General features: G+C 66.5%; 13 protein-coding genes and 1 pseudogene. 11 read left to right on the top strand and 3 right to left on the bottom strand.

The features are described 5' to 3' along the window. The first annotated feature begins 130 nt into the window (after window positions 1-130). From nagB to G6035_RS09440, 3 genes are all read left to right on the top strand, one after another. Window positions 131-913 carry a glucosamine-6-phosphate deaminase gene (gene nagB, locus G6035_RS09430; RefSeq protein WP_176616830.1) on the top strand — a complete coding sequence of 261 codons (783 nt, stop codon included), beginning with the start codon at window positions 131-133 and terminating at the stop codon, window positions 911-913. A gap of 57 nt (window positions 914-970) precedes the next feature. After that, on the top strand, window positions 971-1,303 hold the full coding sequence (locus G6035_RS09435; protein WP_176616831.1) for a DUF3039 domain-containing protein: 333 nt from the start codon (window positions 971-973) through the stop codon (window positions 1,301-1,303). Between the two features lie 102 nt (window positions 1,304-1,405). Beyond that, window positions 1,406-3,175, top strand: coding sequence for a DEAD/DEAH box helicase (locus G6035_RS09440; RefSeq protein WP_176616832.1), 1,770 nt, complete (start codon window positions 1,406-1,408; stop codon window positions 3,173-3,175). A gap of 158 nt (window positions 3,176-3,333) precedes the next feature. Here the strand turns inward: G6035_RS09440 and G6035_RS09445 are convergent. From G6035_RS09445 to G6035_RS09455, 3 genes and pseudogenes are all read right to left on the bottom strand, one after another. Then, window positions 3,334-3,573: pseudogene (locus tag G6035_RS09445) on the bottom strand (GIY-YIG nuclease family protein); the annotation flags it as partial. A gap of 163 nt (window positions 3,574-3,736) precedes the next feature. After that, window positions 3,737-4,357 carry an isochorismatase family protein gene (locus G6035_RS09450; protein WP_176616833.1) on the bottom strand — a complete coding sequence of 207 codons (621 nt, stop codon included), beginning with the start codon at window positions 4,355-4,357 and terminating at the stop codon, window positions 3,737-3,739. A gap of 11 nt (window positions 4,358-4,368) precedes the next feature. Continuing rightward, window positions 4,369-5,712, bottom strand: coding sequence for a nicotinate phosphoribosyltransferase (locus G6035_RS09455; RefSeq protein ID WP_176616834.1), 1,344 nt, complete (start codon window positions 5,710-5,712; stop codon window positions 4,369-4,371). 37 nt (window positions 5,713-5,749) lie between these two features. On the opposite strand from G6035_RS09455, the gene clpS reads away from it, so the two are divergent. From clpS to G6035_RS09495, 8 genes are all read left to right on the top strand, one after another. Beyond that, window positions 5,750-6,055, top strand: a complete 306-nt coding sequence (gene clpS, locus G6035_RS09460; protein WP_176616835.1) for an ATP-dependent Clp protease adapter ClpS — start codon at window positions 5,750-5,752, stop codon at window positions 6,053-6,055. Then, window positions 6,048-6,614, top strand: a complete 567-nt coding sequence (locus tag G6035_RS09465) for a DUF2017 domain-containing protein (RefSeq protein ID WP_176616836.1) — start codon at window positions 6,048-6,050, stop codon at window positions 6,612-6,614. The genes clpS and G6035_RS09465 overlap by 8 nt, the downstream gene beginning before the upstream one ends. A gap of 83 nt (window positions 6,615-6,697) precedes the next feature. Then, window positions 6,698-7,726 carry a glutamate racemase gene (murI, locus tag G6035_RS09470; protein WP_176616837.1) on the top strand — a complete coding sequence of 343 codons (1,029 nt, stop codon included), beginning with the start codon at window positions 6,698-6,700 and terminating at the stop codon, window positions 7,724-7,726. After that, on the top strand, window positions 7,723-8,520 hold the full coding sequence (locus tag G6035_RS09475) for an MBL fold metallo-hydrolase (protein ID WP_176616838.1): 798 nt from the start codon (window positions 7,723-7,725) through the stop codon (window positions 8,518-8,520). The genes murI and G6035_RS09475 overlap by 4 nt, the downstream gene beginning before the upstream one ends. A gap of 150 nt (window positions 8,521-8,670) precedes the next feature. Next, window positions 8,671-9,207, top strand: a complete 537-nt coding sequence (locus G6035_RS09480) for a hypothetical protein (protein WP_176616839.1) — start codon at window positions 8,671-8,673, stop codon at window positions 9,205-9,207. A gap of 35 nt (window positions 9,208-9,242) precedes the next feature. Next, a complete protein-coding gene (gene rph, locus G6035_RS09485) occupies window positions 9,243-9,986 on the top strand; it encodes a ribonuclease PH (RefSeq protein ID WP_305144521.1) in 744 nt (247 codons plus the stop codon). Beyond that, window positions 9,983-10,606, top strand: coding sequence for an RdgB/HAM1 family non-canonical purine NTP pyrophosphatase (rdgB, locus tag G6035_RS09490; protein ID WP_176616840.1), 624 nt, complete (start codon window positions 9,983-9,985; stop codon window positions 10,604-10,606). The genes rph and rdgB overlap by 4 nt, the downstream gene beginning before the upstream one ends. 201 nt (window positions 10,607-10,807) lie before the next feature. Continuing rightward, the gene (locus G6035_RS09495; RefSeq protein WP_176616848.1) at window positions 10,808-12,301 is read left to right on the top strand and encodes an NCS1 family nucleobase:cation symporter-1; all 1,494 of its coding nucleotides are present in this window, start codon (window positions 10,808-10,810) and stop codon (window positions 12,299-12,301) included. The last annotated feature ends 5 nt before the right edge of the window (window positions 12,302-12,306 follow it).

A 12,306-nucleotide genomic window follows, 5' to 3' on the forward strand; every position in this document is an offset into this window, starting at 1 on the left:
TTGTCCGGCGTAGACGCCCTGTCCGCCCCGATGCAGCCGCGTCCGGGCGGGCGGGGCGTTCCTGTCCGCCAAGGTGGCTCCACGCACTCCCACCCGCCGGCACGCCGGTGCCCTGAAAGGATCGTGTTTCATGGAGGTCATCATCCTCCCCAGCAGCAAGGAAATTGGCGCGCTTGCCGCGGACGCCATCGAGAACCTGGTCCGGAACAAGCCTGCCGCCGTCCTCGGACTGGCCACCGGATCCTCCCCGCTGCCTGTCTATGACGAACTGGCCCGCCGCCACGATGAGGAGGGCCTGAGCTTCACCCAGGCCCGCGGATTTGCCCTGGATGAGTATGTGGGCCTGCCCGCCGGCCATCCCGAGTCCTACCGTGAGGTGATCCGCCGGGAATTTACCAACCGGGTGGACGTGGCCCCGGAAAACGTGCACGGCCCCGACGGCACGGCTGTGGACATTGCCGCTGCCTGCCTCGCCTATGAGGAGGCCATGCGGGCAGCCGGAGGCGTGGACCTGCAGATCCTCGGCGTCGGCACCAACGGGCACATCGGCTTCAACGAGCCAGGTTCCTCGCTGGCGTCCCGCACGCGCATCAAGACCCTCGCGGACCAGACACGCCAGGACAATGCCCGGTTCTTTGAGAACATCGACCAGGTCCCGCACCACGTGGTGACGCAGGGCCTGGGCACCATTATGGACGCCCGCCACGTGGTCCTTGTCGCCTGTGGCGCGGGCAAGGCACAGGCCGTCCGGGACTTTGTCGAGGGCCCGGTCTCCGCCGCCTGCCCGGCCTCCGTGCTGCAGTTCCACCCGCACGCGACCATCCTGGTCGACGAGGTTGCGGCAGCCAAGCTGGCCGGTGCCGCATCGTACCGGCACGCCTTTGCGAACAAGCCGGCCTGGCAAGGTCTCTAGACGGGGGCCGTGGGCGGGGCCGGGGCTTGGGCGTGCCGCAGGGGTGGAGAGGCTAGAATGGTTTCCATGAGCTTGCCACCAGATCCCTTCGAAAACGACCCCATGCACGGCCCCGGCCATACCGGCGGTTCCACGGCTGTCATTGAACGTGAGGAACTCCGCCAGGAGGTGGAGCCGGGCGACAGCGAACGGTTCTCGCACTATGTGCGCAAGGAAAAGATCATGGAGTCCGCCATGACCGGCGAACCCGTGGTGGCCCTTTGCGGCAAGGTCTGGACACCGGGCCGGGACCCCCACAAGTTCCCCGTCTGCCCCGAATGCAAGGCCATTTATGAGGGCATGAGCCCCGCCGGAGGCAAGGGCAAGGGCCCGAAGAATCCCAAGAAGTAACAGCAACAACAGCAGTTCCAAAGGTGCGGTTCCGTGCCTAGATTTGGCGTGCCCGGATAACGGGGATGCCCATGGAAGAAGTGATTTGATGGCGGGGAAATCGTGACGGAAACTTTGTTTGGGGGCCCGTCGCTGCCTCCCGCCTACCCGGAACGGGCAGCCTGGGGCACGGCACAGAAGCTGCGCGCCTGGCAGTCCGAGGCGATGGAGAAGTACTTCGCCGAAGCACCCAGGGACTTTCTCGCCGTGGCCACGCCCGGCGCCGGCAAGACCACCTTCGCCCTCCACATCGCCACACAACTGATTGCGCGCGGCACCATCAACAGGGTCACGATCGTCACCCCCACCGACCACCTCAAGCGCCAGTGGGCGGATGCCGCGGCCAAGGTGGGCATCTCGATCGATCCCAACTTCAAAAACGCCGACGGCCGCCATGGCAGGGGCTTCATCGGCGTCGCCGTCACTTACGCACAGGTGGCGAGCAAGCCGCTGCTGCACCGGGCCAAGACCGAAGCCGCCCGCACGCTGGTGATCATGGATGAGATCCACCACGGCGGGGACGCCCTGTCCTGGGGGGACGGCATCCGCGAGGCCTTCGACCCGGCCACGCGGCGGCTGGCGTTGACCGGCACCCCGTTCCGCTCCGACACGGCACCCATCCCGTTCGTGGAATACGCCCAGGACCGTGACGGCATCCGGCGCTCCAAGGCCGACTACACGTACGGGTACGGGGAGGCCCTGAAGGACCATGTGGTGCGCCCCGTCATGTTCATGGCCTACTCCGGCCAGATGCGCTGGCGAACCAGTGCCGGCGAGGAAATGGCCGCCACCCTGGGCGCGCCCGTCACCAAGGACATCACTTCGCAGGCCTGGCGCACGGCGCTGAACCCGGCCGGTGAGTGGATCCCGGCCGTCCTGGCCGCCGCGGACAAACGCCTTACCGAGGTCCGCCGCGCCGTGCCCGACGCCGGCGGCCTGGTCATTGCCACCGACCACGAGGACGCGCGGGCCTACGCCGGGCAGCTGAAGAAGATCACGGGGGAATCGCCCACCGTCATCCTCTCCGACGACGCGAAGGCTTCCGACAAGATTGACTCGTTTTCCGCCGGCGAGAAGCGCTGGATGGTGGCCGTGCGCATGGTGTCCGAAGGCGTGGACGTGCCGCGCCTGGCCGTGGGCGTGTATGCCACCTCCACCGCCACGCCGCTGTTTTTTGCCCAGGCGATCGGCCGCTTTGTGCGTGCCCGCCGGCGCGGGGAGACGGCATCGGTGTTCCTGCCCTCCGTGCCGAACCTGATGGAACTGGCCAACCAGCTGGAGCTGGAGCGCGACCACGCCCTGGACCGGCCGGACAAGGACCCGGACGGGTTCATCACCGATGACGAGATGGAGGAGGCCAACCGCGAGGAGAAGGCCTCGGACACGCTGGAGAAATTCAAGTTCGAGGCACTCGAGTCACAGGCGTCCTTTGACAAGGTGTTGTTCGACGGCGGCGAATTCGGCGCCGGCGGGGAAATCGGCTCCGACGACGAACTGGACTTCCTCGGCATCCCCGGACTGCTCGACGCTGAACAGGTGGGGGTGCTGCTGCGCCAGCGCCAAGCGGACCAGCAGACGCGGCGCAGGGGCAAGGCCGCAGCGGCACCGCAGGCGGAAGCCCCCGCTGTGGTGGACCACCGGATGCTCATGGACCTGCGCCACGAACTGGCCAAGAACGTTTCCGCCTGGAGTGCCCGCTCCGGCATGCCGCACGGCATGGTGCACAGCGAGCTGCGGCGCATTTGCGGGGGACCGGCGGTGGCCCAGGCCAACGAACCGCAACTGCAGCAGCGCCTGAAAAAGCTCCAGGACTGGTTCGTCGGCCGCAAATAACGGCCGCCGGTGCTCGAACAGCGAGCTCTGCGAGCGCGTCGAGACCCGGTTGGTTCCAGCGTGGTCAGACAGGGGTCCGCTTGCCGGGACTTGGCCTGGGACAATGCGGGCAGGTCCGCAACACGACCCTCAACCAAGGCTTCGCGCTTGGCCCTGCCCCAGCCTTGAATCTGTTTTTCCAGGGCGTATGCGGCGTCGGCACGTTCGGTTTCATGGGCCCACACCAAGACGACGGGTCTGCGACGTCGCGTGTAGGTGGCACCCTCCCCGGAGTTGTCCTGGAAAAGCCGGCGCTCCAAGTCCCACCTACTGCCGACGGAGTACGAACAGTCATTGCATTTCAAGATGTCATTGCATTTCAAGATGTCATGGCATTTGAAGATATGGACATGTGGCATGTTCACATTCTCGGTCCCTGCCGATCAACCTTCGAGGGGCGTAAGCGGGATTGTGGACAACGCACTCGACATGGCATCCGGTGGAGGGATCGACGCTTGGTTGGACTCGGTGCGGTCCGGGTCCCGGATCGCGAACACCGGGCTCGCTGCTCGAGCAGCCGGGCTATTTGACCTCGACGCCGGCTTCGGCGAGTTCCTGGAGGGCCTCTTCGCTGGCGTCCGCATCCACCCCGGCAACGTAGTCGCGCAGCACCGTGGTGCCGTAGCCGGCGTTGATGGCATCCAGGGCGGTGGCGCGGACGCAGAAGTCGGTGGCGAGGCCCACCACCACCACGTCATCGACATCGTTCTCGCGGAGCCAGTCGTCCAGGCTGACATCCGCCCCGGCGGCCTCCGGGTCGGCAGGCTCATGGGCCTCGCGTTCACCGACCATGACCTCGTCTTCCGGGGCCAGCAGGCCGTCAAAGCCGGAATAGCCGGCGTGGTATTTGCCCTTCCGGAAATAGGCGTCGATGTCCTCGGTGTCCAGGTTGCGGTGGAGGGCGGCGCCCTTGGAACCGGCCACGCAGTGCACCGGCCAGCTGGTGCGGAAGTCCGGGGTGTCGGAGAAGTGGCTGCCCGGGTCGATGTGCCAGTCCTGGGTGGCCACGATGAAGTCAAAATCGCGCGATTCGGAGATGAGCTCGCTGATCTCCGAGGCGAGATCGGCCCCGCCTTCCACGGCGAGCGAGCCGCCTTCGCAGAAATCGTTCTGCACGTCCACGATGATCAGTGCCTTGGCCATGCGTTGCTCCTTTAGTTCCGTACGGTGGAGGGCTGGATGAATTCGGTGGGGATGACGGGCTCGCCGCGCTGGAGCCGGCGCGCGGCTCCGGGCAGTTCCGCCATGGACGCGGCGTGGCGTTCGGTGGCCCGGCGGACGCCTTCCGCGCCGGTCCAGCCGGGCGCCAGCACGCCGTCGTGCATGAACTCCTGCACCAGCGGGCGGTCGTTGCCGTCGTTCCCCGGCAAGTCGCCGATCCCCACCATCTCGGCGGTGGCCAGCCCGCGCTCATTGAGGCGGCGCAGGGCAAACTTCTTGCCACCCACGCTCGCCTTGTTCTTGGCGGCCTTCGCCACCGGGACAAATTTGCCGTCATTGCCTTCGCGGGAGACCAGCTTGTAGACCATGGAGGCCGTCGGCGCGCCGGAGCCGGTCACCAGGGAGGTGCCCACGCCGTAGGAATCCACCGGCGCGGCGGCGAGAGCCGCGATGGCAAACTCGTCCAGGTCGGAGGTGACGGTGATGCGCGTGTTGACGTTGCCCAGCGAATCGAGCAGCGCGCGGACGTCGTGGGCCTGGGCAAGGAGATCCCCGGAGTCCAGCCGCACGCCGCCCAAGGCGGGGCCCGCAATGGCCACTGCCCTGCGGACGGCCGCTTCGACGTCGTACGTGTCAACGAGGAGGGTGGTGCCGGCGCCCATGGACTGGACCTGGGCGCGGAAGGCGTCGTCCTCCGAGTCGTGCAGCAGGGTGAACGAGTGGGCGGCGGTGCCCTGGGTCAGGACGCCGTAACGCAGCCCGCACTCGAGGTTGGAGGTGCTGTGGAAGCCGGCGATCACGGCCGCGCGGGAGGCGGCCACGGCGGATTCCTCGTGCGTGCGCCGGGAGCCCATCTCGATGCAGGGGCGGGAGCCGGCGGCGGTGATCATGCGCGAGGCGGCGGAGGCTATCGCGGAGTCGTGGTTCAGCGTCGAGAGCACGTACGTCTCCAGGATGCAGGCCTCGGCAAAGGTGGACTCGATGGTCAGGATGGGGGAATTCGGAAAGTACAGTTCGCCCTCTGCGTAACCGTAGACATTGCCGGAGAAGGAAAAATCGGCCAGCCACGCCAGCGTCTCGTCATTGACCACCTTGTTCTGCGCCAGGAAGTCCAGCTCCCGGGCGCCAAAACGGAACGCCGCCAGCCCCTCCAGGAACCGGCCGGTCCCGGCCACAACCCCGTAACGGCGCCCGTCCGGGAGCCTGCGCGCGAACGCCTCGAACACGCTGCGGCGGTGGGCGGAACCGGAATGCAGGGCGGCCTGGAGCATGGTGAGCTCGTAGTGGTCCGTGAACAGGGACGTGCGGGGCTGTCCCCAGCTTGATGCATAAGTCACGGAATTCACTTTAGTGGCGCAACACTAGAATGGTCACATGAGTGTCAGCACAGCCCCGGAAACTGATCGGGACCAATCCACACACGAACTCACTTCCCCTGACATTCCCTGGGAGCTGATTGTCTGGAACGACCCCGTGAATTTGATGAGCTACGTCAGTTACGTATTTCAAAGCTATTTTGGCTATTCCGAAGCAAAGGCCGCTGAATTGATGATGCAGGTCCATACCGAGGGGAAATCGGCCGTGGCACACGGTGCCAAGGAAAAAATGGAGGCCCACGCGGTGGCCATGCACGGATTCGGCCTGTGGGCCACGGTCCAGAAAGGCGGCGGACGTGGCTAAGGCCTTCAATGCCGGCCGCCGCGGCGTCACCGGATTCCTCGAACCGGCCGAGCGCGACCTCCTGCGCAAGCTTTTCGCGGACATCATCACCATGCTCGAACCGTCCCGGCCCGCCCACGAGGACCCGCTCGCGGCACTCATCGGACTGGACATGGACGTCACCGTCCCCACCGACCCCGCCCTCCTGCGCCTCCTGCCGGACGCCGTGAAGGACGACGCCGAAGCCTCCCTCGAGTTCCGCCAGCTCACCGAGCGTTCCCTGCGGGAAACGAAGATTGGCGCCCTGCGGGCGGCCACCCTGGACCTGGAGAAGGACAAACTGGTCCTGGATGCCGAGGCGGCCCGGCTGTGGTCCCGGGCCCTGAACGACGTCCGGCTGGTCCTGGCGCAACGGCTGGAAATCAAGGACGAGGACGACGCCGAGCGGGTGCACCAGGTGCAGGACTGGGGCGAGGCGGAGGACGTGGAGAGCTACCTTTCGCTGGTCTACAACTTTGTTTCGTGGCTGCAGGAAAGCCTGGTCCAGGCCATGCTGGCGGGGCTGAAGGGCAGCAAATAAGTGCCGGGCTGGGGGCGCTGTGACAAAACAGACGCGAGCAAAAGTACCCGGCCGTCGGCTTTGGCATCTATTCTGAAACGATCATGAGCACATTGCCCCGGGGACCCCTGACCACAGCCCTGCCTGGTGCCGCGCAGCCCCTGGCAGACCGCGCCATCGGCATTTTCGACTCGGGGGTGGGCGGACTGACCGTGGCCCGCGCCGTCATCGACCAGCTCCCCAACGAATCCATCCTGTACGTGGGCGACACCGCCAACGGACCCTACGGCCCGCTGCCCATCGCCGAGGTCCGGGCCAACGCCCTGGGCGTCATGGACGAACTCGTGGACGCCGGCGTGAAGCTGCTGGTCATTGCCTGCAACTCCGCCTCCGCCGCGGTGCTGCGCGACGCCCGGGAACGCTACACGGCCCGCTACGGCATCCCCGTCATCGAAGTCATCCAGCCCGCCGTGCGCCGGGCGGTTGCCGCCACGCGTACGGGCAACGTGGGTGTCATCGGCACGGTGGCCACCGTGGGCTCGCGCGCCTACGAGGATACCTTTGCGGCGGCGCCGGACCTGTGCATCACCTCGGTGGCCTGCCCGGACTTTGTGCGCTTTGTGGAATCCGGGGTCACGGCGGGCCCCGAACTGCTCTCCACGGCCGAGGCCTACCTGGCCCCGCTGCGGGAGGCCCGTGTGGACACCCTGGTGTTGGGCTGCACGCACTACCCGCTGCTCACCGGCGTGATCTCCTACGTGATGGGCGACGGCGTGACCCTGGTCTCCAGCGCCGAGGAGACGGCCAAGGACGTCTACAAGGCGCTGGTGGGGCACGACCTGGAACGGCTCTCCGACAACCCTCCCACGCACACCTTCCTCTCCACGGGCGACGCCGGGCAGTTCGGCGTCCTGGCCCGCCGCTTCCTGGGCCCGGAGGTCCGGGGCGTGGAGCAGGCAAGCCATGTCTCGGCGCACTATCCCACCGGCTCGATGGCCCGCATCACCCCGGACATGATCGCCGCCGCCCGTGCGGCGGGCGGCCAGGCCGGCCCGCGCATGTCCAATTTTGTCTTGCACCAGCCTGCGGGCAGGCTCTCCGTTCCGGAAGCTGCGGCTGGGGAACGCACATGAAACTGACGATCGTGGGGTGCAGCGGGTCCTTCCCGGGCCCGTCGTCATCCGCATCCTGCTACCTGCTGACCGCCCACGACGGCGCCCGGCCCTGGCGCGTGCTGCTGGACCTGGGCAGCGGGGCGCTGGGCGATGTCCAAAAGTACATGGACCTGGAGGACATCGACGCGATCTTCCTCTCCCACCTGCACCCGGACCACTGCATGGACCTGTGCGGGCTGCACGTGGCCGTGCGCTGGAACCCCCACGGCTGGCACCGCGGGCGCATCCCCGTCTGGGGCCCGGAGGCGACGGCGGACCGGCTCGCCACCGCCTACGGCCTGGAACTGGACCCGGGCATGCGCGAGGAGTTTGACTTCCAGCCGTGGCAGGCGCTGGAACCGGTCACCGTGGGCCCGTTCAAGGTCACCCCGCACCCCGTAAACCATCCCGTGGCGGAGGCATACGCCCTGCGGGTGGAAACCATCGAATATGACGGAACCGGTGTTGACCGGGAGATCGTTGTTGCCTATTCGGGGGACACCGACGCCTGCACGGGACTGGAGGACGCCGCCCGGGATGCCCACCTGTTCCTGTGTGAGGCGGCCTTTGAAGAAGGCCGCGACGACCACATCAAGGACGTGCACCTGACGGGCAAGCGGGCCGGGGAAGCAGCCGAACGCGCCAACGCCCGCAGGCTCCTGCTCACGCACATCCCGGTCTGGACCGACCCCAACACCGTGGTGGGCGAGGCCCGGGGGGTGTATTCGCGCGACGTTTCCGTCGCCGTCGCCGGGGTCCACTACATCATCTAGGCCCTGAAGAATCATCCCAAATGATCATGATTGGGCGGGCCGGGTCCGATAGGCTCGGGGCTACCGATGCACAAGACTTGGGGGCGTCTGACGGTTGCTTGACAGGACCGGCGGGACCGCCAAGGCCGTTCCCAGCAAAAGGACAATGCCATGAGCAACATGCCGATGCCCAGCTACAACCCAGAGTGGTCCAAGCAGCCCGCCGTGGCGGCCCCGGTCAAGCCCAAGCAGGTGGGCTGGGCCTTCCAGCTGATCCTGGCCGCAGCCCTCCTGCAGGTCGTGGCCGCCATCTTCGGCATTGTCTATGCCACCTCGGACTCGTTCCGTGCCACGGCGCAGGCGGCCATCGAAAAGCAACACCTGCCCAACACCACCGGCCGTGACCTGGTGTCGGTCACGGTGGCCACGACCATCGGCTTCCTGATCGTCTCGGCCGTGGTGGCGGTGGTCGTCTACATCATCATTGCCCTGTTCATCAACAAGGGTGCCGGCTGGGCGCGCATCACCGGACTCGTGCTGGCAGTGGTCTCGCTCTCCCAGCTCTTCGGCCTCCACATGCCCGCCGGGATCTTCTCGATCCTGCAGGTGCTGGCCGGCATCGCCGCCATCGTCCTGTGCTTCATCAAGCCGGGATCACTGTTCTTCACTGACATGAAGAACTTCAAGCAGGCCAACAAGTTCCGCTGACCGGCCGGGGCCCTGCGGGCGATAGGCTTGTCAGCATGACTTCCACGCAGACATTGCGCGCCGACGGGCGCACCAACGACCAGCTCCGCGACATCACCATCACACGCGGCTGGTCCAAGCAGGCCGAGGGCTCGGCGCTGATCGAATTCGGCAACACGCGCGTGCTCTGCACCGCGTCGCTGACCGCCGGCGTGCCGCGCTGGCTCAAGGGCGAAGGCACCGGCTGGGTCACGGCCGAATACGCCATGCTGCCGCGCGCCACCAACACCCGCAACTCCCGCGAGTCCGTCAAGGGCAAAATCGGCGGTCGCACGCACGAGATCTCCCGGCTCATCGGCCGCTCGCTGCGCTCCATCATCGACACGAAGGCGCTCGGCGAAAACACGATCGTCCTGGACTGCGACGTCCTGCAGGCCGACGGCGGCACCCGCACCGCGGCGATCACCGGCGCCTACGTGGCGCTGGCCGACGCGATCGCCTACGCCAAGGAGAACAAGTTGATCGCCAAGAACGCCCAGCCGCTCATCGACACCGTCTCGGCCATCTCCGTTGGCATCATCGACGGCACCCCCATGCTGGACCTGCCCTACGTGGAGGACGTGCGGGCCGAGACCGACATGAACGTGGTGGTGACCGGCTCGGGCAAGTTCGTGGAGGTCCAGGGCACCGCCGAAGGCGCGCCGTTCGACCGGACCGAGCTGAACCAGCTCCTGGACCTTGCCTTGATCGGCACCAGCCAGCTGGCCGAGATCCAGCGCGAAACGCTCGGCTCCAAGTGAGCGGCCCGCGGCTGGTCCTGGCGACCCACAACCAGGGCAAGCTGGGTGAGCTGCGCGAGCTGCTCCGGGGCCAGGTGCCCGGCCTGGACGTTGATGTGGATGTGGTCGACGCCGGTGCCGTGCAGGCGCCGGACGTCAAGGAAACCGGGGTCACCTTTGCGGAGAACTCGCGGCTGAAGGCCCATGAGGTGGCCAGGTTCACCGGGATCCTGGCCATTGCCGACGACTCCGGCCTGGCAGTGGATGTCCTGGGCGGCGCGCCCGGGATCTTCTCCGCCCGGTGGGCCGGGAAACACGGGGACGACGCCGCCAACCTGCAGTTGCTGCTGGCCCAGCTCGCCGACATCGACAGCGCACACCGCGGCGCCCGCTTTGTGTGCGCCGCGGCGCTGGCCGGCCCGGACGGCGTCCTGGACGTCGTGGAGGAGGGGACCCTGGAGGGCACCCTGCTTTCGGAACCGCGCGGCAGCGGCGGCTTTGGCTATGACCCCATCCTGCAGCCGCTGGGCCTGGCCAAGTCGTGCGCCGAACTGACGGCGCAGGAAAAGAACGCCATCAGCCACCGCGGCCAGGCCTTCCGCGCCCTGCTCCCGCACATCGTCAAGGCACTCGCGCGGTAATTCCGGCGCCCCGGGCAGGGCGACCCAGACGTCCAGATTTTCACATTATGAAAATGTAATATCCCCTTGTGGAATCAATGTGATTCTGCCTACACTTTCAGGGTGGCCTCAACGATGAGGCCGCCCGAGAGTGATTGGCCCAGCATCATGAAAATCGAACCCGCCACCCCGCCGCACGATGAAACAGTCAGGCGCGCTCACATGGACCGCGTGCTGCACTACCCGCCCAGCGGTGAAGTGCCCGGGCTGCCCCGGATCAGTGCCACCCTGTACAACCAGGACCTGGCCCCGACCAAAAAAGAGGGCCGGCACTGGTCGTCGTACAGCATCTTCGCACTCTGGGCCAACGACGTGCACAGCCTGGGCAACTACGGCTTCATACTCGGCCTGTTCGCCTTGGGCCTGGGAGCCTGGCAGATCCTGCTCGCGCTGGCCATTGGCGCCGCACTGCTGTTTTTCCTGCTGACCTACTCCGGCTTCATGGGACACAAGACGGGCGTGCCCTTCCCCGTCATGAGCCGGATCGCCTTCGGCATCCGGGGTGCGCAGCTGCCGGCAGCCATCCGCGGTGCCGTGGCGATCGTCTGGTTCGGCATCCAGACATACCTGGCCACCCTGGTCCTTCGGGTCATGCTCATCGCCATCGCCCCGGGATTCGGGGCATTGGACCACAATTCCTTCCTCGGCCTCTCAACACTTGGCTGGTTGACCTTCCTCTTCCTGTGGGTCATCCAGGTGGTGATCGTCCGCTACGGCATGGACATGATCCGCAAATATGAGGTTTTCGCCGGCCCGGTCGTCCTGTTTACGCTGATCGCACTGGCCGTCTGGATGTTCTTCAAGGCCGGCCTGTCCATTTCCTTCTCCACCAGCCATCCGCTCACGGGAGGCGCCATGTGGCGCAGCATCTTTGGCGGCGCCGCGCTCTGGGTGACCATCTACGGCACCTTCGTGCTGAACTTCTGCGACTTCACCCGCGCCTCCAGGTCCCGTAAGTCGATCGCCAGGGGCAACCTGTGGGGCATCCCGGTCAACACGATGCTCTTTGGCGTCATTGCGGTGGTCATGGCCGGTGCACAGTTCAGGATCAACGGCCACATCATTTCCAGCCCCTCCGACATCGTGCAGGCCATCCCCAACACGCTCCTGGTGGTGCTGGCCAGCCTGGCCCTGCTGGTGCTGACCATCGCCGTGAACATGATGGCCAACTTCGTGGCGCCGGTCTACGCACTGAACAACTTCTTCCCCAAGCACCTCAACTTTGCCCGGGCCAGCCTGATTTCCGCCATCATCGGCCTGGTCATCCTGCCGTGGAACCTATACAACAACCCGGTGGTGATCGTGTACTTCCTGGGCGGCCTGGGTGCACTGCTCGGCCCGCTGTTCGGCATCATCATGGTGGACTACTGGCTGATCCGCAAGGCCCGCGTCAACGTTCCGGCGCTCTACACGCAGCAGGATTCCGGGCCGTACTTCTACCGGCAGGGGGTCAACCCGCGGGCCATCACCGCCTTTCTCCCGGCCGCCGTCATTGCCATCGTCCTTGGCCTGGTGCCGTTCTTCCACGACATTGCAGACTTCTCGTGGTTCTTCGGCGCCGGCATCGCCGCAGTGCTCTATTACTTCCTCGCCGGCCGCAGCCGCCAGTTTGAGGAAGTCTCCGGGGAGCCCATCGCCGTGGCCAGCACGCATTAACCTTT

The organism is Arthrobacter sp. SDTb3-6, assembly GCF_013376095.1.
Classification (GTDB): Bacteria; Actinomycetota; Actinomycetes; order Actinomycetales; family Micrococcaceae; genus Specibacter.